The following is a 23,826-nucleotide window of genomic DNA, read 5'->3' as shown; positions in this document are numbered from 1 at the left end:
CTGTTTTCCATAACGCTGGTGGCGGCGCGACGGCGCGCCGCGGAGACGGGACGGGACGCGCAAACGTGGACCTGTACGAGTACCAGGGGCGGGACCTGTTCGAGCGGCACGGCTTGCCCGTGCTCGCCGGCGGCGTCGCCACGACCCCGGAGGAGGCCCGCGCGATCGCCGAACGCCTCGGCGGTCGGGTGGTCGTCAAGGCGCAGGTGAAGGTCGGCGGCCGGGGCAAGGCCGGTGGCGTGAAGCTGGCCGAGGGCGCGGATGAGACGGTGGCCCGGGCCACCGACATCCTCGGCATGGACATCAAGGGTCACACGGTCCACAAGGTCATGATCACCGTGACCGCGGACGTGGCCGAGGAGTACTACTTCTCCTACCTGCTCGACCGGGCGAACCGCACCTTCCTCTGCATCGCCAGCGTCGCGGGCGGCATGGACATCGAGCAGGTCGCCGCCGACACCCCGGAGAAGGTCGTCAAGGCCCCGATCGACGCCAACACCGGCGTCGACGAGGCGAAGGCGCGTGAGATCGTCGCCGCCGCCGGCTTCCCGGCCGAGGTCGCCGACCAGGTCGTCGAGGTCGCCGTGGGCCTCTGGAAGGCCTTCGTCGCCGAGGACGCCACGCTGGTCGAGGTGAACCCGCTGGCCAAGACCGGCGAGGGCAAGCTGCTGCTGCTCGACGCCAAGATCACCCTGGACGAGAACGCCGGCTTCCGGCACCCGGACCACGAGGCGCTCGTCGACCAGGCCGCGGTGGACCCGCTGGAGCAGGCCGCCAAGGAGAAGGACCTCAACTACGTCAAGCTCGACGGCGAGGTCGGCATCATCGGCAACGGCGCGGGCCTGGTCATGTCGACCCTCGACGTGGTCGCGTACGCCGGCGAGCGGCACCGCGGCGTCAAGCCGGCCAACTTCCTCGACATCGGCGGTGGCGCGAGCGCCGCGGTGATGGCGAACGGGCTGGAGATCGTCCTGTCCGACCCGTCGGTGAAGAGCGTCTTCGTCAACGTCTTCGGCGGCATCACCGCCTGCGACGAGGTCGCCAACGGCATCGTGCAGGCGCTGGCCCTGCTCGAGCAGCGCGGCGAGAAGGTCACCAAGCCGCTGGTCGTCCGCCTCGACGGCAACAACGCCGAGGCCGGCCGGGCGATCCTCGACGGCGCGAACAACCCGCTGGTCCAGCGGGTGGACACGATGGATGGCGCGGCCGAGCGGGCCGCCGAGCTGGCGGCTGCGGGGGTCTGACAATGGCTATCTGGCTGACCAAGGACTCGAAGGTCATCGTCCAGGGGATGACCGGTTCCGAGGGTTCCAAGCACACCCGGCGGATGCTCGCCGCGGGCACCAACGTCGTCGGTGGCGTCAACCCGCGCAAGGCGGGCCAGACCGTCGACTTCGACGGCACCGAGCTGCCGGTCTTCGCCAGCGTCGCGGACGCGATGGCGCAGACCGGCGCCGACGTGACCGTGATCTTCGTGCCGCCGCAGTTCACCAAGGGCGCGGTCGTCGAGGCGATCGACGCCGGGATCGACCTGGCCGTGGTGATCACCGAGGGCGTGCCGGTGCACGACACCGCCGCGTTCTGGGCGTACAACGTGGCCAAGGGCGAGCGGACCCGGATCATCGGGCCGAACTGCCCGGGCATCGCCTCGCCGGGCGCCTCCAACGCCGGGATCATCCCGGCCGACATCACCGGCACCGGCCGCATCGGCCTGGTCAGCAAGAGCGGCACCCTGACCTACCAGATGATGTACGAGCTGCGCGACATCGGCTTCTCGACCTGCGTCGGCATCGGCGGTGACCCGATCATCGGCACCACCCACATCGACGCGCTGGCCGCGTTCGAGGCCGACCCGGACACCGACGCGATCGTCATGATCGGTGAGATCGGCGGCGACGCCGAGGAGCGGGCCGCCGAGTTCATCAAGGCGAACGTGACCAAGCCGGTGGTCGGCTACATCGCCGGCTTCACCGCGCCTCCCGGCAAGACCATGGGGCACGCCGGCGCGATCATCTCCGGCTCGGCCGGCACGGCCGAGGCCAAGAAGAGCGCGCTGGAGGCCGTCGGCGTCAAGGTCGGCAAGACGCCGACCGAGACCGCCAAGCTGATGCGGGAGATCATGTCCGCCGGCTGATCCAGGCTGGTGTACGACCAGGGGGCCGACCGTTCGCGGTCGGCCCTCAGTCGTTGTAGAGCGGGTAGTTGCCGCCGGCCCAGAGGATGCCGCTGCCGATGATGTTGAGCACGCCGAAGGCGATCGCCAACCAGCCGAGCACCGGCGACTGACCGAAGCGCTTGGCGTCCCGGATCGACAGGTAGCCGAAGACGATCCCCAGGATGCCGCAGCAGAGCAGGCCGAGGATGATGCCGAGCACGCCCCAGAGCGTGGTGCGGTCCTGGCCGGCCGCGGGCGGTGGCGGCGGTGGCGGCGGGTACGGAGCGTTCACGGCTTCCCTCCGGACGTCGGTGCCGCGACTTCGGTCGCGTCCCTGGGCCGAGGCTAGACCGGATCGGGGGCGGGAGACGGTGGATCACGGAACTCGCCGCCGCTCGGGGGCGGTATCGGACTGCCACCGCGCCCGCGGCATGCCAGAGTAGACCCGATGTCCTCCGTCACCCCTGATCAGCCGAGCCGCCCCGGCGTCGAGGCCGGCACCGACGCCCGGCCGGCCGCGCCCGGCGGGCGCGGCCGGCGGGTGCCCGCGCCGCGCAGCGGCGAGCCCCCTCGCAGCCGCGCCCCGCTGGCCGTCGCCGCGGCGGTCGCCGCCGGCTGGGCGGCGCTCACCTCGTGGCTGCCGGTGGTGGTCGTGCTCTGGCTGTTCCAGCTCAGCGAGGACGCCGCCGCCGTGCCGAGTGCGCTCCGCGCCGGGCTGGCCGGCTGGCTGCTCGGGCACGGCGTCCCGCTCGACACCGGCGCCGGCCCGCTCGGGCTGGCCCCGCTGGCGCTGACCGCGTTGGTGGTCTGGCGACTGACCCGGGCCGGCGTGCACACCAGCCGGGCGATCGGCGCGCGTGGTGGGGGGTCGCCCCGGCAGGCGCTCGTCGCGGCCGGCGCGGTCGGCATCGCGTACGCGGTGATCGGCGTGCTCGCGGCGGTGCTGGCCGGTGCGGGCGGCCCCGGGGCGTCACCGGTCCGCGCCGGGGTCACCCTCGCGGTGCTGGGCACGCTCGCCGCCCTGGTCGGCTCGGTCCGGACGACCCGCGTCGCCGGCTTGCTGGCCGCGCGGTCCCCGGAGCCGCTGCGTGACGGGATCCGCACCGGGCTGGTCGCCGGGCTGCTGCTGCTCGCCGCGGGCGGCGGGGCGGCGGGGCTCGCCGTGGCCACCGGAGGCGGTGACGCCGCCGACCTCATCGGGGCCTATCGCACCGGGGTCGCCGGGCAGGCCGGGATCACCCTGGTCAGCCTCGCCTACGCGCCCAACGCCACCATCTGGTCGGTCAGCTACCTGCTCGGGCCGGGTTTCGCCGTCGGCACGGACACGGCGGTCCGCACCAGCGAGGTGTCCGTCGGCGCGCTGCCGGCCGTCCCGCTGCTGGCGGGGCTGCCGCGCGGCCCGGTCGACGGCATCGGGGCGGCCCTGCTCGCGGTGCCGGTCCTCGCCGGGATGGCGGCGGGCTGGCTGCTGGCCCGCCGGCTGCTCCGGCTCGCCGCCGACGACCGGACGCCGCTGCGCTGGGGCCCGCTGCTCGGGCCGGCGGCGCTCGCCGGGCCGGTGGCCGGCGTGCTGCTGGGCGCCGCCGCAGCGGCCTCCGCCGGGTCGTTGGGTGGCGGCCGGCTGGCCGAGGTGGGGCCCGTCGCCTGGCAGGTGGCCGGCGTGGCGACCGCGGTCATCGCGGTGGGCGCACTGCTGGGCGCCGCCGCGACCCGGGCGCTCTCCCGCCCCGCCGACCCGCCCCGCGCCCGCTGAGGCCCGCCGGTACGCGGAAGGGGCGCCCCGGCCGAGCCGGGACGCCCCTTCCGTGCCGTGCCGGTCAGGGCTGGTAGGTGACCCCGAAGATCAACAGGGCGATCTGGAGCAGGCCCAGCGCGGCGCCGATGGCGCCGCAGATCAGGCCGGCGAGGGCCTGACCCTGGTTGTCGGCCAGCCCCTGGGCGGCCTTCTGCTTGCCCATCCAGCCGGTCACCCCGGCGGCGATGCCCAGCGGGATGCCGAGATAGCAGCAGACCAGCGGGATCGACACGATGCCGAGGATCATCGACACCAGGCCGAGGGTGTTCTGCTGCTGCCCCGGCCCCTTGCCGGCGAACCCGGCGTTCGGGTACATGGGCGGCGGCGGGTACGCCTGCTGGGCGTACGGATCCTGGTACGGCTGCTGCCCGTACGGCTGGCCGGAGGTCGGCGGCTGGCCGTACGGCTGGCCGGAGGTCGGCGGCTGCCCGTAGGGCTGGCCGGAGGTCGGCGGCTGGCCGTAGGGCTGGCCGGAGGTCGGCGGCTGGCCGTAGGGCTGGCCCGAGGTGGGCGGCTGGCCGTAGGGGTTCTGCGGTGCGGCGTACGGGTCGTTCGGCTGCCCGGAGGTGGGCTGCTGACCGTACGGCGCCGCCGCCGGCGGGGCGTACGGGTCGTGGTGCGGCGCGGTCGGGTCCTGGTGCGGCTGCTGACCGTAGGGATCCTGACCGGGGTAACCGGGCTGCATGCGAACTCCTCGCAGTTCTGTCAGTAGGTGCTGGCCGAGCTGCCGCCGCCAGCCAATCCGGCGAGGCCACCGAGCAGGCAGCACACCAGAACGATCACGTACCAGCTGATGCCGACGATCAGCGCCCACTTGGACCACTTCTTCGACTCGGCGGCCGCGGCCTGGGCCCCGGCGTAGTCGCCCTGCTGCAGCAGGGTGTTCACCTTCGAGGCGTTGATGATGGCCGGGATGGCCAGCGGCCAGAAGAGGAAGATGGCGACGATCGACATCGCCATGTTGTTGTTGACCGGCGGTTGCTGCTGCGGCTGGTATCCGGGCTGCATCTCGGCGTACTCCTCATTCCACTCGACACCCCTGGGGTGCCGGATCACTGACGGGTGCGGGCCGGACGCGTGCGCCGGTCCCGAGCGACCGGCAGCGTACCCGGTTCTGCCCAATCACGTCGTCGGTGAATGTCGCGCTGCCCAGCGGATGGAACCGTCGGCCTGCCCGATAGGCTGGTCAGGTGACCGAGCCCGCGTCCGCCGCCCGCATCGTCGTCCTCGTCTCCGGCTCCGGGAGCAACCTCCAGGCCCTGCTCGACGCCTGCGCCGATCCGGCGTACGGGGCCCGGGTGGTCGCCGTCGGGGCCGACCGCGACGGCATCGCCGGGCTGGACCGGGCCGCCGCGGCGGGTGTGCCGACCTTCGTCGAGCGGGTCGCCGACCATTCCACCCGCGAGGACTGGGACGCCGCGCTGACCGCCCGCGTCGCCGAGTACCGGCCCGACCTGGTCATCTCCGCCGGCTTCCTCAAGCTGGTCGGCCCGCGCTTCCTGGCCGCCTTCGGCGACCGCTACCTGAACACGCACAACACGCTGCTGCCGGCGTTCCCCGGCATCCACGGTCCGCGCGACGCCCTCGCCTACGGCGTGAAGGTCACCGGGGCGACGTTGTTCTTCGTCGACGCCGGAATGGACACCGGCCCGATCGTCGCGCAGGTCGCCGTGCCGGTGCGCGACGACGACGACGTGGAGACGCTCACCGAGCGCATCAAGGACGCCGAGCGGCACCAGCTCGTCGAGCAGGTGGGCCGCCTGGTCCGCGAAGGTTGGACGATCACCGGAAGAAAGGTCACGGTCCCGTGAGTTCCACTCAGGACGAACGCCGCCCGATCAGGCGGGCGCTGGTCAGCGTCTACGACAAGACCGGCCTGGTCGAGCTGGCCCGGGCGCTGCACGCGGCCGGGGTGGAGATCGTCTCGACCGGCAGCACGGCCTCGACCATCGCCGAAGCCGGAGTGCCGGTGACCCCGGTGGAGGCGGTGACCGGCTTCCCGGAGATCCTCGACGGCCGGGTCAAGACGCTGCACCCGAAGGTGCACGGCGGGCTCCTCGCCGACCTGCGCAAGGACTCGCACGCCGCCCAGCTCGACGAGCACGGCATCGCGGGGATCGACCTGCTGGTCTCCAACCTCTACCCGTTCCAGGCCACGGTCGCCTCCGGCGCGGGCGTCGAGGAGTGCGTCGAGCAGATCGACATCGGCGGGCCGGCGATGGTCCGGGCGGCTGCCAAGAACCACGCCTCGGTCGCCGTGGTGACCGACCCGGCCGCGTACCCGGCCCTGCTCGCCGCGCTCGACGAGGGCGGCTTCACCCTGGCCCAGCGCCGCGTGCTGGCCGCCCAGGCGTTCGCGGTCATCGCCGAGTACGACGTGGCGGTGGCCGAGTGGTGCGCCGCCGTGCTGGCGCCCGAGCAGGACGGCTGGCCGGGCTTCGCCGGGCTGGCGCTGCGCCGCTCGGCGGTGCTGCGCTACGGCGAGAACCCGCACCAGGCGGCGGCCCTCTACGTCGACCCGTCCAGCCCCGCCGGGCTCGCCCAGGCGGAGCAGCTGCACGGCAAGGAGATGTCGTACAACAACTACGTCGACGCGGACGCCGCGTGGCGGGCGGCCAACGACTTCGCCGACCAGCCGGCGGTGGCGATCATCAAGCACGCCAACCCGTGCGGCATCGCCGTCGGCGCCGACGTGGCCGACGCGCACCGCAAGGCGCACGCCTGCGACCCGGTGTCCGCGTACGGCGGGGTGATCGCGGTCAACCGGCCGGTCTCGGTCGAGCTGGCCCGGCAGGTCTCGGAGATCTTCACCGAGGTGCTGGTGGCGCCCGGTTTCGACGAGGGCGCCGTGGAGGTTCTCCAGGGCAAGAAGAACATCCGGCTGCTGCGCGCGCCGGCCTTCGACCCGCTGCCGGCCGAGTGGCGGCAGGTCACCGGGGGCGTGCTGGTGCAGATGGCGGACCGGATCGACGCCGACGGCGACGACCCGGCCAACTGGCGACTGGCCGCGGGCGAGGCGGCCGACGAGGCGACCCTGCGTGACCTGGCCTTCGCCTGGCGGGCGGTGCGCGCGGTGAAGAGCAACGCGATCCTGCTGGCGAAGGACGGGGCGACCGTCGGCGTCGGGATGGGCCAGGTCAACCGGGTCGACTCGGCGCAGCTCGCGGTCAGTCGGGCCGGGGCGGAACGCGCCCGCGGCGCGGTCTGCGCCTCCGACGCGTTCTTCCCGTTCGCCGACGGTCCGAAGATCCTCATCGACGCGGGCGTCCGAGCGATCGTCCAGCCGGGCGGCTCGATCCGTGACGAGGAGGTGATCGCCGCTGCCAAGCAGGCCGGCGTCACCATGTACTTCACCGCCACCCGCCACTTCTTCCACTGACCCCCCAGCCCTCTACCTCCCCCGCCCCTCACCCCCTCGCTTCCCGGCGATCTTGCACTTTGTGCCCCGGCATACGGGACGAAGCACGCGATTCGCGGGCACAAAGTGCAAGATCGCGGCGGCGGGGGCGGGGTGGGTCAGGGGGTGGGGCGGAGTTCGGCGAAGTGGCACGCCGAGGGGTGCGGGTCCGCGGCGCGGAGCACCGTGTGCGGCTCCTCGCGGGCGCAGACCTCCTGGGCCTTCCAGCAGCGGGTGCGGAAATGGCAGCCGCTCGGCGGGTCGGCCGGGCTCGGCACGTCCCCGGTGAGCCGGATCATGGTGCGCCGGTCGCGGGCGTCCGGGTCCGGCACCGGCACCGCCGACAGCAGCGCCTGGGTGTACGGGTGGGTGGCCCGCTCGTAGATCTCGTCCTCGGTGCCGATCTCCACGATCTTTCCGAGGTACATCACCGCGACCCGGTCGGAGATGTGCCGGACCACCGACAGGTCGTGGGCGATGAAGACGTACGACAGGCCGAACTCGTCCTGGAGCTGCTCCAGCAGGTTGATCACCTGCGCCTGGATGGACACGTCGAGCGCGGAGACGGGCTCGTCGCAGACGATGATCTCGGGCCGCAGGGCGAGCGCCCGGGCGATGCCGATGCGCTGCCGCTGACCGCCGGAGAACTGGTGCGGGTACCGGTTGATGTGCTCCGGGTTGAGGCCGACCACGTCGAGCAGTTCCTGCACCCGCTGCCGCCGGCTGCCCTTCGGCGCCGCGTCGGGGTGGATCTCGAACGGCTCGCCGATGATGTCGCCGACCGTCATCCGTGGGTTCAGCGAGGTGTACGGGTCCTGCATGACCATCTGCATGTTGCGCCGCAGCCGGCGCAGTTCGGCGCCGGAGGCCTTGAACAGGTCCCGGCCCTCCAGGGTGGCCCGGCCCGCGGTCGGCGTCTCCAGCCGCATCAGCAGCCGGGCCAGGGTGGACTTGCCGCAGCCGGACTCGCCGACCACCCCGAGCGTCTCGCCGCGGCGCAGCTCGAAGCTGACCCCGTCGACGGCCTTGACCGCGCCGACCTGCTTCTGGAACAGCACGCCCTGGCGGATCGGGAAGTGCTTGACGAGGTTGTCGACGGCGAGGATCGTCTCGCCCCGGACCTTGGTCGGGCTAGCGGGCGCTGTCATCACGGACCTCCTGCGCGAAGTGGCACGCGCTGGTCCGGCCGTCGCCGAGGACCAGGTCGTGCGGCACCACGTCCACGCAGACCTGCTGCACGTACGGGCACCGGGGGTGGAAGGGGCAGCCGGACGGGATCCGCATCAGGTTGGGCGGCAGCCCCTTGATGGTGGAGAGCTGCTGACCCCGCACGTCCATCCGCGGGATCGACTCCAGCAGCCCCTTCGTGTACGGGTGGGCCGGCGCCCGGTACAGCGAGCGGACGTCGGCGTGCTCGACGATCCGGCCGGCGTACATGACGGCGATCCGGTCCGCGACGCCGGCGACCACGCCGAGGTCGTGGGTGATCAGGATCATCGCCATGTCGAGATCGCGACGCAGGTCGGCCAGCAGGTCCATGATCTGGGCCTGCACGGTGACGTCCAGCGCCGTGGTCGGCTCGTCGGCGATCAGCACCTTCGGGTTCATGGCCAGCGCCATCGCGATCATGACGCGCTGGCGCATGCCGCCGGAGAACTGGTGCGGGTAGTCCCCGAGCCGGTTGGCGGCGGCCGGGATCTTCACCAGGTCCATCAGCTCGACGGCCCGCCGGCGGGCGTCCGCCTTGGACATGCCCTCGCGTTGGCGCAGCGTCTCGCCGATCTGCCAGCCCACCGGGAAGACGGGGTTCAGCGCGGAGAGGGCGTCCTGGAAGATCATCGCGATCTCCTTGCCCCGCACCTGCCGGCGCTGCTCCTCCGACAGCTTCAGCAGGTCCCGACCCTGGTAGAGGATCTGACCGGAGCGGATCAGCGCCGGGGGAGTGTCGAGGATGCCCATGATCGCCTGCGCCGTGACCGACTTGCCGGAGCCGGACTCGCCGAGCACGGCGAGCGTCTCGCCGGGGTCGAGGTGGTACGAGACCCCGTTGATCACCTTGGCCACGCCCTCGCCGGTGCGGAACTCGACGTGCAGGTCCCGTACGTCCAACAGGTGCCCGCCCTCGGGTGTCGGGGAGGCCGGCGTCGGCCGGACAGCGGACTGGCTCACGGTGCCTGCCTTTCGCTCGCGACTGCGGGGCTCGCTGCGCTCACTCCTCGCGCTCGCACGGGTTCCTGCCTTTCGCTCGCGACTGCGGGGCTCGCTGCGCTCACTCCTCGCGCTCGCACGGGTTCCTGCCTTTCGCCCGCGAACGCGGGGCTCGCTGCGCTCGTTCGCATCCGTCACCGCAGCTTCGGGTCGAACGCGTCGCGGATCGCGTCGCCGAGCATGATGAACGCCAGCACGGTCAGCGCGAGGAACGTCGAGGGGACGACCAGCGGGGTGGCCGACTCCCGCATGTGCACCCGGCCGGCGTCGATGTCGATGCCCCAGGAGATCGTCGGCGCCTTCAGGCCGATGCCGAGGAAGGAGAGCGTCGCCTCGGCGGCGATGAACGAGCCGAGCGCGATGGTCAGCACCACGATCGCCGGGGCGAGCGCGTTCGGCAGGATGTGCCGCAGCATGATCCGGCCGTCGCCGGCGCCGAGCATCCGGGCCGCCGCCACGTAGTCCTGCTCCTTCGCGGTGATCACCGAGGAGCGGACGACGCGGGCCGCGGTGGTCCAGCCGAGGATCGCCAGCACGAAGATCACCGCGCCGATCCGGACCGCGGAGCTGTCGCTGTTCACCCGCTTCAGCAGCACGATCGCGGCGAGCAGCAGCGGGATGCCGAGCACGATGTCGATCACCCGGGAGAGCACCGCGTCGACCCAGCGGCCGAAGTAGCCGGCGACCATCCCGACGACGAGCGCGATCAGGCCGGTGAGCAGCGCGGAGAGGGCACCGACCAGCAGCGACGCGCGGGCGCCGTAGACCGCCCGGGAGTACGTGTCGCAGCCCTGGAAGTCGTACCCGAAGATCGCCCCGCCGGACGGGCCGGCGTGCTGGCGGGCCAGCACGCAGTCGCGGGGGTCGTTCGTGGTGAACAGGCCGGGCACGGCGGCCATGGCGGCGACCAGCACCACCAGGGCGAGGCTGATCCAGAAGATCGGGTTGCGGCGCAGGTCGCGCCAGGCGTCGCCGGCCAGGCTGCGCGGCTTCTGCGGTACGCCCGCCTGACCCGGCGCGCCCGGCTCGCCCGACGGCCCCCGCCGCGCGGCCTGGTTCTCCGAAGCAGCGACAGTCTCGAAGTCACTCATGCCAGCACCTCGCTGCGCTCGGCGCCGGCACGGAACGCCGCGTTGATGATTCGTTCGCTGCGCTCACTCATAGCGGATCCTCGGGTCGAGTACGGCGTACAGGACGTCCACCACCAGGTTGGAGACGAGATAGACCACGACGAGCACGCTGACGATGCCCACCACCAGTGGGCCGTCCTCGGTGCGGATGCCGCGGAAGAGGTTGAAGCCGACACCGGGGATGTTGAACACGCCCTCGGTGATGATCGCGCCGCTCATCAGGTTGCCCAGTTCGACGCCGAGGAAGGTGACCACCGGGATGAGGGAGTTGCGCAGCACGTGGACGCTGACGATGCGCCGCCTGGCCAGCCCCTTCGAGCGGGCGGTCCGGACGTAGTCGGCGCGCAGGTTCTCCGCCACCGAGGTCCGGGTCAGCCGCAGCGCGGTGGCCAGCGAGAGGGAGCCGAGCACGATGCCGGGCAGCAGCAGCGCGTACAGGTCGGGGTCGGCGCCGGCGGTGGGCGGGAAGAGCTGCCACTTGACGCCGAGCAGGTACTGGGCGAGGGGGGCGAGCACGATCGTGGGGATGCCGAGCACCAGCAGGGTCAGCAGCAGCGTCGAGTTGTCGAAGATGCTGGCCCGCCGGATGCCGGCGAGGACACCCGCGGTGACCCCGAAGACGATGGTGACGGCCATGGCGATCAGCGCCAGCTTGACCGTGACGGGCCAGGCGGCGGCGAGGATGTCGCCGATCGAGCGCCCGGTGAGCGACTGCCCGAGGTCGCCCTGCAGGAGGTTCTTGATGTAGTCGAAGTAGCGGTAGAAGAAGCCGCCGACCCCGGTCTGGTCGAGGTGGAACTTCTCCGTCAGGTATGCCCGCTGCGCGGCCGTGACCGGGCGCTCCCCGGCCAGCGCCTGGATGGGGTCGCCCTGGCCGGCGAACATCAGCGCGTAGACGATCAGCGTGGTCCCGAAGAACGCGAGGACCATCTGGAGCAGACGCCTCAGGATGAAGCGGAACATACTTGGCAGTCTCTCTGAAAAGGGGTGAAGAGGATGGCGGGTCGGGTCACCGTCCGTCGGTGACCCGACCCGTCGTGCCGCGCTGTTACTTGACGGCCTCGATCTTCAGCAGGTCGACCCGGTCGAAGAGGTCCATCTCCACGTTCTTGACCTTGGTCGAGTGGCCGAAGTTGTTCTGGCCGTACCGCAGCGGGATGACCGGCAGGTCCTTGGCGAGCAGGTCCTCCGCCGCCTGGTACTTCTTGACCGCCTCGTCCTCGTTCGCGGCGCTGGCGCCCTCGGCGAGCAGCTTGTCGAACGCCGGGTTGCTGTAGCCGTAGTAGTTCGACGAGCCGTTGCTGCTGTACAGCGGGCCCAGGTAGTTCTCCATGGACGGGTAGTCCATGACCCAGCCCATCCGGAACAGGCCGACCGGCTGCTTGGCCTTGAGCTTGGTCAGCAGGTCCGCGAACTTCGGCTCGGCGTTGCCCACGCAGTCCACGCCCAGGTTGGCCTTGAGCTGGTTGCAGGTCGCGTCGATCCAGTCCTTGTGGCCGCCGTCGCCGTTGTAGGACAGCTCGATCTTCGCCGGGCCGCCCGCGGCCTGGTACAGCGCCTTGGCCTTGGCCGGGTCGAACTCGCCGGCCTCGCCGATGGTGTTGTCGCGGTAGCCCGCGACGACCGGCGAGACGAACGAGCGGGCGGGCTGCTGCGAGTCCTTGAAGATCGACTTGGTGATCTCGTCCCGGTCGATCGCCATCGAGATCGCCTTGCGCACGTCCGGGTTGCTGAATTCCTTCTGGAACGTCGGGAACGCCAGCACCTGGAGCGACGAGGCCGGGCTCTGCTTGAACCGGTCACCGAGGTCGGTGCCGGCCGTCGACAGGTTCTCGGTCGGGATGGTCTTGATGACGTCCAGGTTGTCCGACAGCACGTCCGCGTACGCGGCGGTCGGCTGCTGGTAGATCCGGAACTCGACGCCGGCCACCTTCGGCTTCTCGCCGGGGAAGGCGTCGTACTTCTCGACCTCGACCTTGGCGTCGTGCTGCCAGGTCCCCTTCATCTTGAACGGGCCCTGGCCCACCGGCGCCTGCTCGTACCCCTCGGCCAGCACGCCGGGCGCGGAGAACGCGGCCTTCGGCATCGGGTAGAAGGCGGTGTAGCCGAGCATGGTCTTGAACTCGCTGTACGGCTCGGAGAGCGTGACGGTGAAGGTCAGGTCGTCGACCTTCTTCAGGCCGGTCAGCGTCTTGGCCTTCGGCGTCTCGCCCTGCAGGTCCTCGTAGCCGGCGATCTTCTCGAAGAAGTAGCTCGAGTTCTGCCCGTTCGGCGCGTAGGCGCCGTAGTTCCAGGCGTCGAGGTAGTTGTCGGCGGTGACCTTCTCGCCGTTGTGGAAGGTGTAGCCGTCCTTGAGCTTGACCGTCCAGGTCGTGTTGTCCTCGGACGTCACCGACTCGGCCGCCACCTCGTACGGCTTGTTGGCCTCGTCGTAGTCGACCAGCGGGCTGAACAGGGCACTGAGCACCTGCGAGCCGCTCGTCTCGTTGGTGTTGGTCGGCACCAGGTGCTGCGGTTCGGCGATCTCGATCCGCACGGCCGCGTCGGGGTTGCTCTCGCCGGATCCGCCGTCGCCGCCCGAGCCGCAGGCCACCAGGCCCAGGGTCACCGCGAGCGGGAGGGCGGTCCAGGTAGCGAGCCTGCGCACGCGCATGTAGCCTCCTCATCTCCTCACGCTGCGCAGTCAGACCCGGCGCTGGGTTTACGCTACGCAACGTTGGGCAACGGTAGGTCGCGGGTTGGCGTTCGACAACGAGCGCGTTGCGAAGCGATAACGGAGCGGGCCCCGGGGCCTTGCGGCGGCCGATCTCTCCTGCTATAGCCGTCGGGTCGACAAATGTCGCCTCACCTGCGGGCTGTCGCGAGGCGGGTGGCTGTCGCCGCCGCCTATCGGCCCTCCCGCGCCGCCCCGTCCCTGCTGTCCGGCGCCGTCCCCGTCGCGGTCGCGGCGTCCGGATGCGGCTGTGACCGAACCCACGCGCAGTAACTCACAGTGATGAAATGCACGTCACTCTTCGTGGTCGGCCGGCTGGCTGGCGCAGGTCGTCGGATCACCGGGCTTCGACCGTGAGACGATCTGGGCGTGACGGCGACGCTTCTGGACGGCAAGGCGACCGCGGCCCAGATCAAGGACGAGCTGCGGACACGGGTCAAGGCACTGGCGGAACGCGGCATCACTCCCGGGCTGGGCACCGTCCTGGTCGGCGCCGACCCCGGGTCCCAGGCGTACGTCAACGGCAAGCACCGCGACTGCGCCGAGGTGGGCATCGCCTCGATCCGCCGGGAGCTGCCGGCCGACGCCACCCAGGAGCAGGTCGACGCGGTGCTCGCCGAGCTCAACGCCGACCCGGCCTGCCACGGCTACATCGTCCAGCTGCCGCTGCCGGGTCACCTCGACACCCAGCGGGTGCTGGAGCTGATCGACCCCGACAAGGACGCCGACGGCCTGCACCCGGTCAACCTCGGCCGGCTCGTCCTCGGCTACGAGGGCCCGCTGCCCTGCACCCCGCGCGGCATCGTCGAGCTGCTCCGCCGGCACGACGTGGCGCTGCGTGGGGCGAAGGTCGCCGTGGTCGGCCGGGGCAACACGGTCGGCCGCCCGCTCGGCCTGCTGCTGACCCGGCGCAGCGAGAACGCCACCGTGACGCTGTGCCACACCGGCACCCTCGACCTCGCCGCGCACACCCGCGCCGCCGACATCGTCATCGTGGCCGCCGGGGTGCCGGGCCTGCTCACCGCCGACATGGTCACGCCGGGCGCGGTGGTGGTCGACGTGGGCATCACCCGGGTGATCGGCCCGGACGGCAAGGGCCGCTACACCGGCGACGTCGCCCCGGAGACGGCCGAGGTGGCCGGCAAGCTGGTGCCGATGCCGGGCGGCGTCGGCCCGATGACCCGCGCGATGCTGCTGACCAACGTCGTCGAGCGCGCCGAACGCGACTGAGGCGTTAGGAAGGGCACCTTCCTAACGCCTGAGGTAGAGGAAGGGTCCCTTCCTTACACCTGCGGGGGCGACTGCGCCCGCGCGTACGGCCCATCGGGGTCATAACCGTCCGCCCCTGACCGGATCGGTGCCAGGATGACTGATACGGTCCGGAAAACCGACTGGTAGCAGGGAGTGGGACGACCATGGGTAAGAAGGTCACTGTCGTCGGGGCCGGCTTCTACGGCTCCACCACCGCGCAGCGCCTGGCCGAGTACGACGTCTTCGACACCGTCGTGATCACCGACATCGTGGAGGGCAAGCCCGCGGGTCTCGCCCTGGACCTCAACCAGTCGCGCGCGGTCGAGGGCTTCGAGACCAAGGTCGTCGGCGTGACCACGGGCCCGAACGGCGAGGGCTACGAGGCGATCGAGGGCTCGGACGTCGTGGTGATCACCGCCGGCCTGCCGCGCAAGCCGGGCATGAGCCGGATGGACCTGCTGGAGACGAACGCGAAGATCGTCCGCCAGGTCTCCGAGAACGTCGCCAAGTACGCCCCGAACGCCGTCGTCATCGTCGTGTCCAACCCGCTGGACGAGATGACCGCGCTGGCCCAGCTCGCCACCCAGTTCCCGAAGAACCGGGTGCTCGGCCAGGCCGGCATGCTGGACACCGCCCGGTTCACCAACTTCGTCGCCGAGGCGCTGAGCGTACCGGTGAAGTCGGTGAAGACCCTGACCCTCGGCTCGCACGGCGACACGATGGTGCCGGTGCCGTCGAAGAGCACGGTGAACGGCAAGCCGCTGCGCGACGCGATGCCGGCCGAGCAGATCGAGGAGCTGGTCGTCAAGACCCGCAACGGCGGCGCCGAGGTGGTCGCGCTGCTCAAGACCGGCTCGGCGTACTACGCCCCGTCCGCCGCCGCCGCCCGGATGGCCAAGGCCGTCGCGGAGGACTCCGGCGAGGTCATGCCGGTCTGCGCCTGGGTCGACGGCGAGTACGGCATCTCCGGCGTCTACCTGGGCGTCGAGGCGGAGATCGGGGCCGAGGGCGTCAAGCGGGTCGTCGAGACCGACCTGGACGCCGACGAGCTGGCCAGCCTGAAGGAGGCCGCCGAGGCCGTCCGCGCCAAGCAGGCCGACGTCGCCAACATGTGATCCGTCACGCGACGAGGGGGCACGCCGGTCCGCCGGCGTGCCCCCTCGTCGTCGCGCCCCTACAGCGCCACGAACGCCTCGCCTAGGTGCGGGGTGGCGAGCACCGCGGGGCCGCGCGCGGCCAGGTCGCGCAGCAGCGCCAACCGCGACGCGCGGGCCGCCGCGGCGTCCTCCTCGTGGGCGTACGCCAGCTCCGGGGCGACCAGTTGCACGGCGTGCACCAGCAGGTCGCCGGTGACCAGCAGCCGCTCGTCGTCGACCTCCAGCAGCACCGACTGGTGTCCGGGCGTGTGCCCCGGCGTCGGCAGCAGCCTTACCGTCGGATCGAGCCGCACCTCGCCGTCGACCACCCGGAGCTGGCCGGCGGCGCGTAACGGCGCGGCCAGCCCGGCCGGCAGTCCGGGGTTGATGCTCTCCACGGCGGCCAGCTCGGCCCGTTGGAGCACGTAGTCGGCGTTCGGGAAGTATGGCGTGCCCGGCGAACCGGTGACCGCCCAGCCGATGTGGTCGGTGTGCAGGTGGGTGAGCACCACCGTGCGCACGTCGGCCGGGTCGATGCCGGCGGCGGCGAGTTCGGCCGGCAGCCGCCCGGGCACCGGCGCCCAGCTCGACGCGGGGGCGTCGGCCGGGCCGATCCCGGCGTCGACCAGGGTCACCGGGCCGTCCCCGGCGCGGATCGCGAAGCTGCGGAACGGCAGCCACCACCGCCCGTCGGCGGTCACCGTGGCCGGGTCCCGCCGGTCGGCCGCGCGCCAGTGTTCCGGCGTGGCGTCCGGGAACGCCTCGGCGCGGGGCTGGAAGAACGGGCCCTCGCCGTCGGTGAGCGCGGTGACCGTGATAGACCCGAGGGTGCGGCGCGGTGGCATCGGGCGATGGTGCCAGCGCGGTCCCGTGCCGTGCCACCCCGTTTTTCCGGCCGACCGAGGCCGGCTGGGGACTGCAAGCCAGTTTCCAGTACGCTCGTACTGCTTGAGCACGAGTCCCCCGAGAGGAGCGCCGGCCGATGGCGAAGATCAAGGTAAACAACCCGGTCGTGGAGCTCGACGGCGACGAGATGACCCGGATCATCTGGAAGCAGATCCGGGAGCAGCTGATCCTGCCCTACCTCGACGTCGACCTGCACTACTACGACCTGTCGATTCAGTACCGCGACGAGACCGACGACCAGGTCACCGTGGACGCCGCCAACGCCATCAAGCAGCACGGCGTCGGCGTCAAGTGCGCGACCATCACCCCCGACGAGGCCCGGGTCGAGGAGTTCGGCCTGAAGAAGATGTGGCGGTCGCCGAACGGCACCATCCGCAACATCCTCGGCGGCGTCGTCTTCCGCGAGCCGATCATCATGTCCAACGTGCCGCGGCTGGTCCCCGGCTGGACCAAGCCGATCATCATCGGCCGGCACGCCCACGGCGACCAGTACAAGGCCACCGACTTCGTCGTCCCCGGCCCGGGCACGGTGACCATCACCTACACCCCGACCGACGGCTCCGCGCCCGTGGAGATGGAGGTCGCCAACTTCCCCGGCGGCGGCGTCGCCATGGGCATGTACAACTTCGACGAGTCGATCCGGGACTTCGCCCGCGCCTCGATGCGCTACGGCCTGGACCGCGGCTACCCGGTCTACCTGTCGACGAAGAACACCATCCTCAAGGCGTACGACGGCCGGTTCAAGGACATCTTCGCCGAGGTGTTCGAGAACGAGTTCAAGGCCGAGTTCGAGGCCGCCGGCATCAGCTACGAGCACCGGCTGATCGACGACATGGTCGCCGCCGCGCTGAAGTGGGAGGGCGGCTTCGTCTGGGCCTGCAAGAACTACGACGGTGACGTGCAGTCCGACACCGTCGCGCAGGGCTTCGGCTCGCTGGGCCTGATGACGTCGGTGCTGATGACCCCGGACGGCCGTACGGTCGAGGCCGAGGCCGCACACGGCACCGTCACCCGGCACTACCGGCAGTACCAGAAGGGCGAGAAGACCTCGACCAACCCGATCGCCTCCATCTACGCCTGGACCCGGGGCCTGGCCCACCGGGGCAAGCTGGACGGCACCCCGGCGGTCACCGAGTTCGCCAACACCCTGGAGCAGGTCATCATCGACACCGTCGAGGGTGGCCAGATGACCAAGGACCTCGCGCTGCTCATCTCGCGGGACGCCCCGTGGCTGACCACCGACGAGTTCATGAACGCCCTGGACGAGAACCTGGCGCGCAAGCTCTCCGCCTGATCCTCCAGGCGCCCCTTGGCGGCACCGTCGTGGTGCTGCCGCCGGGTCACACAGGAGCCCGCCGGCACCCGCCGGCGGGCTCCTGCCCTTCCTCCCGGAGCCCTCTCCGCCTGTCGCTCTCCCCGCCTTCCCGACTCCTCGCCCGCCCCTCGTCGGGGCCCGTCACGCCGGAGCCTGGTCGAACAACCGGCCCACGGCGAGCCACAACGATCAGTTGTGCGCGCCTAGGGTGAACCGGTGGACACCGAGGCGTTGCGATCGTTCGTCCGGGCGGCCGAGCTCGGACAGTTGCAGCGCGCGGCCGAGGAACTGGGCGTCACGCAGCAGGCAGTCTCCAAGCGGATCGCCGCCCTGGAGCGCGAGCTGGAAGTCCGTCTGTTGACACGTACCGCCCGAGGGGTCGAGCTGACGCTCGACGGTCGGGCGTTTCTCCCCCACGCGCGGAGCATCGTCGCGGGTGTCGAGCGCGCCATCACCGCGGTCAGGCCGGGCTTCCGGGCCCTTCGGATCGACGTTCTCGGCCTGCGAAGCGCGCAGGCCGTCGTGCTGCACGACTACTGGCGGTCGCATCCCGAAATCAACCTCGACGTGGTGACCCTCCGGGTCGACGACCCACGCGTGGCGGTCGCCGCCGTCGAAGCGGGCGACGTCGACGCCTCGTTCCGTTCCGTCACCGCCCTGGACGCACTGCCGCCCGACGTGCAGATGATCCACGCGTTCGACTCTCCGCTGGAACTTCTCGTCGGCCCGGGGCATCCGCTCGCCTCCGCGCGAAGACTGACGCCACCGCAGTTGCGCAGGCACCGGATATGGGTGCCGGGGATCGCGCCCCGAAGCGAATGGGCGGATTTCTACGATCAGCTCACCACCGAATTCGACCTGCGCATCGACGCGGCAGGCCCGCACTTCGGCGACGAAGTGCTCCTGGACACCCTCGCGGCCTCCGCGGACGTGGCCACTCTCGTGGGGGCACGCGACCGGTACGTCTGGCCGACGAACCACGACCTACGCCGCATCCCTGTCGTGGGTCCGACCCTCGCGTACCCGATCTCTCTCATCCTCCCCAGAACGAATCCACATCCCGGGATCCGGGGAGTCATCACCCACCTCCGAGCCCTGCCCGCGCTCCCTGGGACGGTCTGGCGCCCGTCCTGGGCGACGACGTCACGCAGCGGCGACAGCGGCAGCGCAGACGCTCGCCGGTCCCGGCCCCGACAAGGATGACCCGATCGGCTGCTGGCAGCAGTCGTCGCGTCACCAGCGCGCCCGGTGAGTCCTGTCCGGTCACCGGTACACCAGAAAGGATCCTGCATGTCCAGCGACCGTCTCATGCGCATCCACGGCGCCGAGTTCCAGGCCATGGCCGAGAGGGTCCTGCGGGTCACCGAACTCACCTCCCGCCTGAACGTCCTGCCCTTCGACGACGAAGCGGGCAGGGCGGAACTGTTCGAACAGATCTTCGGCAGGCCGCTGTCGAGGAGAGTCACGATCTATCCGCCCTTCTACACGGACCACGGCCTTCACCTGGACCTCGCGGAGCGCGTGTTCATCAACCAGAACTGCACGTTCCTGGACTACGCCGGCATCCGGCTCGGCGAGCGCGTGATGGTCGGACCAAGGGCCACGTTCATCACCGTCGGTCATCCGGTCGATCCTGCGGAGCGACGGGGGTGGCTGAGCGGCGGGCCCATCGATGTGGCGGAGAACGTGTGGATCGGCGCCGGTGCCACGATCCTTCCCGGCGTCAGCATCGGCCGTGACGCCGTGGTCGCCGCCGGCGCGGTCGTGACCGACGACGTTCCGGCGGCGAGCCTGGTGACCGGCCGGAAGGCAACCGTACGACGACGGTGGTGACGACCTGTCCGGGGCCACACCGAGCCCCGCTCACCGCCGAGTTTCCGCTGCCGACGACGCCGTGGCCAGCGACATCCGGGGCCCTGGGCATTCGGGGCGGCGGCGTGTCGGGGGTGACACGCCGCTGGCGTCACCTGCTTCGGCGCGCCTCGTTGACCTGGGTGGACGAGATGCCAGTCGCGTCCAGGAAGGTTGACCGCGGTCGCCTCGCGGCAAGCGTGCCGATCAGCCAACCTTCCCGGCTGTCGCGCACAGCCAGCCGTCCCTTCCCTGCGGGGGGCCCTGTCCCGGGCCCCCCGCGCCCTGTCTGCACCACCTTTTGCCTGACGCGCTGGTGCCACCAGACGTTAGGAAGGGGCCCTTCCTCTACCGTGGGCGTTAGGAAGGTGCCCCTCCTTTCGAACGGTGCGCAGGAGGTCGGCGGCGCGTTCCGGGGCGATGTCGTTGATGAAGACGCCCATGCCGGACTCCGAGCCGGCCAGGTACTTCAGCTTGTCCCGGGCCCGCCGGATGCTGAACAGCTGCAGGTGCAGGTGGCCCAGCTCGCGGTCGACGCGTACCGGGGCCTGGTGCCAGGCGGCGATGTAGGGCATCGGCAGGTCGAACAGCCCGTCGAAGCGGCGCAGCACGTCGAGGTAGAGCGGGCCGAAGGCGTCCCGCTCGGCGTCGTCGAGCGCCGGGATGTCCGGCACCGGCCGGTGCGGGGCCACGTGCACCTCGAACGGCCAGCGCGCCGCCGCCGGGACGTACGCGGTCCAGTGTTCGTTGGCGGCGACCACCCGGTCGCCCGCGGCCCGTTCGGCGGCGAGCACGTCGGCGTAGAGGTTGCGCCCGCCGGTGCGGTCGGCGTGCCGGCGGGCGGCGGCCAGCATCGCCCGGGTGCGTGGCGTCACGAAGGGGTACGCGTAGACCTGACCGTGCGGGTGGTGCAGCGTCACCCCGATCTCCACGCCCCGGTTCTCGAACGGGAAGACCTGCTCCACGCCGGGCAGCTCGCTCAGCACGGCGGTCCGGTCGGCGAGCGCGTCCAGTACGGTACGCACCCGGCGCGGCGGCAGGCCGGCGAAGGAGGCGTTGTGGTCGTCGGTGAAGCAGACCACCTCGCAACGGCCCCGGCCGGGCCGGACCGGGGTGAACGGCGTGATCTCGGCCGGCTCGTCGGCCACCCGGCCGCTCAGCGAGGGGAACCGGTTCTCGAAGACGGCGACGTCGTAGTCGGGGGCGGGGATCTCGCTGAGCCGACCGGCGGTGGTGGGGCAGAGCGGGCACTGGTCGGCCGGCGGGAGGAAGGTGCGGGTCTGCCGGTGCACGGCGACCGCCACCCACTCGTCGGTCAGCGGGTCGTGGCGCAGCTGCGACGCGGGCGGCGGCGGGGGCAGTTCGCGCCGGTCCGGCTGGTCGCGGACGACGTCGTCCCGCTCGTCGAAGTAGATCAGTTCGCGGCCGTCGGCCAGCTCGATCGCGGTGCGTTTCATCGCGCCACCCCCGTCGGCGTGGCCGCCCGCGCCCCGTCCGCCGCCGGCACGACCACCAGTTCGCCCACCCGGTCGCCGAGCGACCGCCGCGCCTCGGGAGGCAACCGGTCGTCGGTGACCAGCACGTGGGCGGCGGAGAGCTCGACGATGGCGGAGATGCCGACCGTGCCCCACTTGGTGTGGTCGGCGAGCACCACCAGCCGGTCGGCGGCGGCCACCAGCGCCCGGTCGGTCTCCGCCTCCATCAGGTTGGGCGTGGTGAACCCGGCCCGCTCGCTGATCCCGTGCACCCCGAGGAAGAGCAGGTCCAGGTGCAGCGACCGGATCGCGCCGACGGCCAGCGGCCCGACCAGGGCGTCGGAGGGCGTACGCACCCCGCCGGTGAGCACCACGGTCTGGTCCGGGCGGCCCCCGACGTGCAGGATCTCGGCCACCGGCAGCGAGTTGGTGACCACGGTCAGGCCCGGCACGTCGACCAGCCGGCGGGCCAGCTCGGCGGTGGTGGTGCCGGCGGACAGGGCGATCGCCGCGCCCGGCCGGACCAGTTCCGCGGCCCGCCCCGCGATGGCCGCCTTCTCCGCCAGCTGCCGCACCGACTTGGCCCGGAACCCCGGCTCGTCGGTCGAGCCGGGGCCGGCGACCGTGGCGCCGCCGTGCACCTTGGCCAGCAGGCCACGCTCGTGCAGCGCCTCCAGGTCGCGCCGGATGGTCATGTCGGAGACGCCGAACTCGACGGCCAGGTCGGTGACCCGTACCCCGCCCGTGGCGCGTACCCGGTCCAGGATGGCCGCCTGGCGCTGCTGAGCCAGCATCCGTCGCACCTCCGTGCTCCCCGCGCCCTCACGCGGTCAAACGTGTTCGAACAAAGACGAACACTAGCGCGGAGGAATGACCCACGGAAGGAACAGGGGCGGATCAACGGAAGGAAACGGGGGCGGCTCAGATGGACTGGAGCCGGGGTTCCACCCAGCCCGTCTCGGTCAGGTGGTGCAGGACGGCCTGGACCGCCTCGTCGACCGTCAGGTCACTGGTGTCGACCACCAGGTCCGCGTCGGTCGGCTCCTCGTAGGGGTCGTCGATGCCGGTCATCCCGGTGAGCAGGCCCGCCCGGGCCCGGGCGTACAGGCCCTTGCGGTCGCGCTGCTCGCAGACCTCCAGCGGGGTCGCGACGTGCACCAGCAGGAAACCGGCCCCGGCGGCCAGGGCCATCTCCCGGGCGGTCGCGCGCGCCTGTGCGTACGGGGCGATCGGGCAGCAGATGCCGACACCGCGGTGCCGGGCGATCTCGGCGGCCACCCAGCCGATCCGCCGCACGTTGAGGTCGCGGTCGGCCTTGCCGAAGCCCAGGCCGGCGGAGAGCTCCCGGCGCACCACGTCGCCGTCGAGCAGTGTGATCGTCCGGTCGCCCTGCTCGCGCAGCGCGTCGGCGAGGCCGCGCGCGATCGTCGACTTGCCGGAGCCGGAGAGCCCCGTCAGGAAGACCACCAGGCCCCGGTGCCGTCGGGGCGGACGGGCCCGGGCCAGCTCCCTCGCCACCGCCGGCGGGGTGTGCCACTCGGGCAGCGGGAAGCCCCGGTCCAGCAGGTCGTCGATCTCCGCCTGCGTCAGGGCCAGGCGCCGGTTGCGCGGCGGGATGTCCTCCCGCCAGCGCCACTGCCCGTCGCGGTTGTCGTAGGCCAGCTCGCGCGGCACCAGCACCCGCAGGCCCGCGCCCGAGAGCATCTCACCGGTGGAGAGCAGGTGCGTCACCCCGTACGCCGCCGACACCCGGGCCCGCAGCAGCGCGTCGCTGATCTCGTCGCGGCGCCGGCTGAGTGGCACGGCGACCAGCGTGGCCGGCGGCATCCGGTCCCGGGCGGCGAAGATGCCGCGCACCAGCGCCTCCGGGGGCAGCCCACCGACGCCGTCCTCGCCGACGGGGATCATCACCAGCAGGTGGGCGCCGAGGGTGCGGGCGGCGTGGGCGATCTGGGCGAGCTGCGGCCGGTGCAACGGGCGGTCGGCGACCACCCCGAGCACCCGGCCGGGCGGCAGCAGCGCGCGTACCTCCTCGGGGGTGCGGCGCAGCCGCTGGAACGGGCCGTGACCGCCGTCGCCGAGCCGGCGGACCGTGCCCCCGACACCCGCCACCCCGTCGCGGACCTGCCAGGCGTCGGCGACCTCCAGCACCGCGACCGGCGCGCCCTCGCCGTCGGTCAGCACCAGGGTGCGGCGCGCCTCGTCGCGCGGGTCCAGGCCCTGGGCGAGCGCCGAGGGCACCTGGAGCGTCACCGGCACTGGCCACGGGGTGCCGTCGGCGAGCCGGCCCCGGCGGCTCACCGAGACCAGGTCGGCGCGGGTCATGAAGCCGGTCAGCGGGGCGTACGCCCCGGTCAGCAGCAGCTCCAGGTCGGCGAGCTCGCCGGGGCGCGGCGTGTACGCCGGCGCGTCCCGGAGCACCTCGTCGGGCACCACCCAGCCGTTGCTCATCCATCCCCCAACCCGCTGACCGGCACACAGTTTCTCAGCCTGT

Annotated in this window: 22 protein-coding genes; 10 read left to right on the top strand and 12 right to left on the bottom strand. The window is 71.9% G+C overall.

Annotated features, from left to right (window positions below; translation table 11 throughout):
- Positions 1–65 precede the first annotated feature (65 nt).
- Both sucC and sucD read left to right on the top strand, forming a co-directional pair.
- The gene (gene sucC, locus ACZ6Q9_RS05735) at positions 66–1,244 is read left to right on the top strand and encodes an ADP-forming succinate--CoA ligase subunit beta (RefSeq protein WP_396827942.1); all 1,179 of its coding nucleotides are present in this window, start codon (positions 66–68) and stop codon (positions 1,242–1,244) included.
- Positions 1,245–1,246: 2 nt separating this feature from the next.
- Entirely contained in the window at positions 1,247–2,134 is an 888-nt protein-coding gene (sucD, locus tag ACZ6Q9_RS05730; RefSeq protein ID WP_350684227.1) for a succinate--CoA ligase subunit alpha, read from the top strand.
- A 46-nt stretch (positions 2,135–2,180) separates the two neighbouring features.
- On the opposite strand, the gene ACZ6Q9_RS05725 is transcribed toward sucD, so the two are convergent.
- Positions 2,181–2,447, bottom strand: coding sequence for a hypothetical protein (locus ACZ6Q9_RS05725; protein ID WP_357694308.1), 267 nt, complete (start codon positions 2,445–2,447; stop codon positions 2,181–2,183).
- 156 nt (positions 2,448–2,603) lie between these two features.
- Between ACZ6Q9_RS05725 and ACZ6Q9_RS05720 the strand changes: the two genes are divergently transcribed.
- The gene (locus tag ACZ6Q9_RS05720) at positions 2,604–3,908 is read left to right on the top strand and encodes a cell division protein PerM (RefSeq protein ID WP_396827939.1); all 1,305 of its coding nucleotides are present in this window, start codon (positions 2,604–2,606) and stop codon (positions 3,906–3,908) included.
- 64 nt (positions 3,909–3,972) lie between these two features.
- On the opposite strand, the gene ACZ6Q9_RS05715 is transcribed toward ACZ6Q9_RS05720, so the two are convergent.
- Positions 3,973–4,635 (bottom strand): hypothetical protein, encoded by a 663-nt coding sequence (locus tag ACZ6Q9_RS05715; protein WP_396827937.1) that lies wholly within the window; start codon positions 4,633–4,635, stop codon positions 3,973–3,975.
- A gap of 20 nt (positions 4,636–4,655) precedes the next feature.
- Positions 4,656–4,958 (bottom strand): CD225/dispanin family protein, encoded by a 303-nt coding sequence (locus tag ACZ6Q9_RS05710; protein WP_393261458.1) that lies wholly within the window; start codon positions 4,956–4,958, stop codon positions 4,656–4,658.
- Between the two features lie 182 nt (positions 4,959–5,140).
- Here ACZ6Q9_RS05710 and purN point away from each other — a divergent pair, with 182 nt between their 5' ends.
- Together purN and purH are read left to right on the top strand one after the other, a co-directional pair.
- Positions 5,141–5,761 (top strand): phosphoribosylglycinamide formyltransferase, encoded by a 621-nt coding sequence (gene purN, locus ACZ6Q9_RS05705; RefSeq protein WP_393261457.1) that lies wholly within the window; start codon positions 5,141–5,143, stop codon positions 5,759–5,761.
- Positions 5,758–7,329, top strand: a complete 1,572-nt coding sequence (purH, locus tag ACZ6Q9_RS05700; RefSeq protein WP_357455469.1) for a bifunctional phosphoribosylaminoimidazolecarboxamide formyltransferase/IMP cyclohydrolase — start codon at positions 5,758–5,760, stop codon at positions 7,327–7,329. Before purN ends, purH begins: the two co-directional genes overlap by 4 nt.
- 137 nt (positions 7,330–7,466) lie before the next feature.
- On the opposite strand, the gene ACZ6Q9_RS05695 is transcribed toward purH, so the two are convergent.
- From ACZ6Q9_RS05695 to ACZ6Q9_RS05675, 5 genes are all read right to left on the bottom strand, one after another.
- Positions 7,467–8,495: an ABC transporter ATP-binding protein gene (locus ACZ6Q9_RS05695; RefSeq protein ID WP_393450644.1), complete on the bottom strand. Its 1,029-nt coding sequence runs from the start codon at positions 8,493–8,495 to the stop codon at positions 7,467–7,469.
- Positions 8,479–9,516 carry an ABC transporter ATP-binding protein gene (locus ACZ6Q9_RS05690; RefSeq protein ID WP_393261449.1) on the bottom strand — a complete coding sequence of 346 codons (1,038 nt, stop codon included), beginning with the start codon at positions 9,514–9,516 and terminating at the stop codon, positions 8,479–8,481. Before ACZ6Q9_RS05690 ends, ACZ6Q9_RS05695 begins: the two co-directional genes overlap by 17 nt.
- Positions 9,517–9,689: 173 nt before the next feature.
- Positions 9,690–10,646: an ABC transporter permease gene (locus ACZ6Q9_RS05685; RefSeq protein WP_393261445.1), complete on the bottom strand. Its 957-nt coding sequence runs from the start codon at positions 10,644–10,646 to the stop codon at positions 9,690–9,692.
- Between the two features lie 63 nt (positions 10,647–10,709).
- Positions 10,710–11,648, bottom strand: coding sequence for an ABC transporter permease (locus ACZ6Q9_RS05680; RefSeq protein WP_393450647.1), 939 nt, complete (start codon positions 11,646–11,648; stop codon positions 10,710–10,712).
- A gap of 85 nt (positions 11,649–11,733) precedes the next feature.
- Positions 11,734–13,338: a peptide ABC transporter substrate-binding protein gene (locus ACZ6Q9_RS05675; protein WP_357694326.1), complete on the bottom strand. Its 1,605-nt coding sequence runs from the start codon at positions 13,336–13,338 to the stop codon at positions 11,734–11,736.
- A 429-nt stretch (positions 13,339–13,767) separates the two neighbouring features.
- Between ACZ6Q9_RS05675 and ACZ6Q9_RS05670 the strand changes: the two genes are divergently transcribed.
- Both ACZ6Q9_RS05670 and mdh read left to right on the top strand, forming a co-directional pair.
- Positions 13,768–14,628, top strand: a complete 861-nt coding sequence (locus tag ACZ6Q9_RS05670; protein ID WP_393261439.1) for a bifunctional methylenetetrahydrofolate dehydrogenase/methenyltetrahydrofolate cyclohydrolase — start codon at positions 13,768–13,770, stop codon at positions 14,626–14,628.
- Positions 14,629–14,813: 185 nt separating this feature from the next.
- Positions 14,814–15,764: a malate dehydrogenase gene (gene mdh, locus ACZ6Q9_RS05665; RefSeq protein WP_350703967.1), complete on the top strand. Its 951-nt coding sequence runs from the start codon at positions 14,814–14,816 to the stop codon at positions 15,762–15,764.
- Positions 15,765–15,823: 59 nt separating this feature from the next.
- Here the strand turns inward: mdh and ACZ6Q9_RS05660 are convergent, their stop codons facing one another.
- Positions 15,824–16,630, bottom strand: a complete 807-nt coding sequence (locus tag ACZ6Q9_RS05660) for an MBL fold metallo-hydrolase (RefSeq protein ID WP_396827931.1) — start codon at positions 16,628–16,630, stop codon at positions 15,824–15,826.
- Between the two features lie 137 nt (positions 16,631–16,767).
- Here ACZ6Q9_RS05660 and ACZ6Q9_RS05655 point away from each other — a divergent pair, with 137 nt between their 5' ends.
- The 3 genes from ACZ6Q9_RS05655 to ACZ6Q9_RS05645 all read left to right on the top strand — a co-directional run bounded on the left by ACZ6Q9_RS05655 (position 16,768) and on the right by ACZ6Q9_RS05645 (position 19,839).
- The gene (locus ACZ6Q9_RS05655; RefSeq protein WP_350703963.1) at positions 16,768–17,985 is read left to right on the top strand and encodes an NADP-dependent isocitrate dehydrogenase; all 1,218 of its coding nucleotides are present in this window, start codon (positions 16,768–16,770) and stop codon (positions 17,983–17,985) included.
- Between the two features lie 237 nt (positions 17,986–18,222).
- Positions 18,223–19,209 carry a LysR family transcriptional regulator gene (locus ACZ6Q9_RS05650; protein ID WP_396827928.1) on the top strand — a complete coding sequence of 329 codons (987 nt, stop codon included), beginning with the start codon at positions 18,223–18,225 and terminating at the stop codon, positions 19,207–19,209.
- Positions 19,210–19,314: 105 nt separating this feature from the next.
- Positions 19,315–19,839, top strand: a complete 525-nt coding sequence (locus ACZ6Q9_RS05645; RefSeq protein WP_393450661.1) for a DapH/DapD/GlmU-related protein — start codon at positions 19,315–19,317, stop codon at positions 19,837–19,839.
- Positions 19,840–20,186: 347 nt separating this feature from the next.
- Here ACZ6Q9_RS05645 and galT read toward each other — a convergent pair whose 3' ends face one another.
- The 3 genes from galT to cysC all read right to left on the bottom strand — a co-directional run bounded on the left by galT (position 20,187) and on the right by cysC (position 23,783).
- Positions 20,187–21,314: a galactose-1-phosphate uridylyltransferase gene (galT, locus tag ACZ6Q9_RS05640; RefSeq protein WP_396827926.1), complete on the bottom strand. Its 1,128-nt coding sequence runs from the start codon at positions 21,312–21,314 to the stop codon at positions 20,187–20,189.
- Positions 21,311–22,126, bottom strand: a complete 816-nt coding sequence (locus tag ACZ6Q9_RS05635) for a DeoR/GlpR family DNA-binding transcription regulator (protein WP_393261426.1) — start codon at positions 22,124–22,126, stop codon at positions 21,311–21,313. The genes galT and ACZ6Q9_RS05635 overlap by 4 nt, the downstream gene beginning before the upstream one ends.
- A gap of 127 nt (positions 22,127–22,253) precedes the next feature.
- Positions 22,254–23,783 (bottom strand): adenylyl-sulfate kinase, encoded by a 1,530-nt coding sequence (cysC, locus tag ACZ6Q9_RS05630; RefSeq protein WP_393450664.1) that lies wholly within the window; start codon positions 23,781–23,783, stop codon positions 22,254–22,256.
- Between the last annotated feature and the right edge of the window lie 43 nt (positions 23,784–23,826).

It is taken from the genome of Micromonospora sp. NPDC049139, assembly GCF_055586845.1.
This window is presented reverse-complemented; position numbering and strand designations above follow the sequence as displayed.

Excerpts from the sequence above, each read along its gene's own strand:
- sucD (WP_350684227.1), top strand. The coding sequence starts at position 1,247 with ATGGCTATCTGGCTGACCAAGGACTCGAAGGTCATCGTCCAGGGGATG.
- ACZ6Q9_RS05720 (WP_396827939.1), top strand. The coding sequence starts at position 2,604 with ATGTCCTCCGTCACCCCTGATCAGCCGAGCCGCCCCGGCGTCGAGGCC.
- ACZ6Q9_RS05715 (WP_396827937.1), bottom strand. The coding sequence starts at position 4,635 with ATGCAGCCCGGTTACCCCGGTCAGGATCCCTACGGTCAGCAGCCGCAC.
- ACZ6Q9_RS05710 (WP_393261458.1), bottom strand. The coding sequence starts at position 4,958 with ATGCAGCCCGGATACCAGCCGCAGCAGCAACCGCCGGTCAACAACAAC.
- ACZ6Q9_RS05695 (WP_393450644.1), bottom strand. The coding sequence starts at position 8,495 with ATGACAGCGCCCGCTAGCCCGACCAAGGTCCGGGGCGAGACGATCCTC.
- ACZ6Q9_RS05685 (WP_393261445.1), bottom strand. The coding sequence starts at position 10,646 with ATGAGTGACTTCGAGACTGTCGCTGCTTCGGAGAACCAGGCCGCGCGG.
- ACZ6Q9_RS05680 (WP_393450647.1), bottom strand. The coding sequence starts at position 11,648 with ATGTTCCGCTTCATCCTGAGGCGTCTGCTCCAGATGGTCCTCGCGTTC.
- ACZ6Q9_RS05675 (WP_357694326.1), bottom strand. The coding sequence starts at position 13,338 with ATGCGCGTGCGCAGGCTCGCTACCTGGACCGCCCTCCCGCTCGCGGTG.
- mdh (WP_350703967.1), top strand. The coding sequence starts at position 14,814 with ATGGGTAAGAAGGTCACTGTCGTCGGGGCCGGCTTCTACGGCTCCACC.
- ACZ6Q9_RS05660 (WP_396827931.1), bottom strand. The coding sequence starts at position 16,630 with ATGCCACCGCGCCGCACCCTCGGGTCTATCACGGTCACCGCGCTCACC.
- ACZ6Q9_RS05655 (WP_350703963.1), top strand. The coding sequence starts at position 16,768 with ATGGCGAAGATCAAGGTAAACAACCCGGTCGTGGAGCTCGACGGCGAC.
- ACZ6Q9_RS05645 (WP_393450661.1), top strand. The coding sequence starts at position 19,315 with ATGCGCATCCACGGCGCCGAGTTCCAGGCCATGGCCGAGAGGGTCCTG.
- galT (WP_396827926.1), bottom strand. The coding sequence starts at position 21,314 with ATGAAACGCACCGCGATCGAGCTGGCCGACGGCCGCGAACTGATCTAC.
- ACZ6Q9_RS05635 (WP_393261426.1), bottom strand. The coding sequence starts at position 22,126 with ATGCTGGCTCAGCAGCGCCAGGCGGCCATCCTGGACCGGGTACGCGCC.
- cysC (WP_393450664.1), bottom strand. The coding sequence starts at position 23,783 with ATGAGCAACGGCTGGGTGGTGCCCGACGAGGTGCTCCGGGACGCGCCG.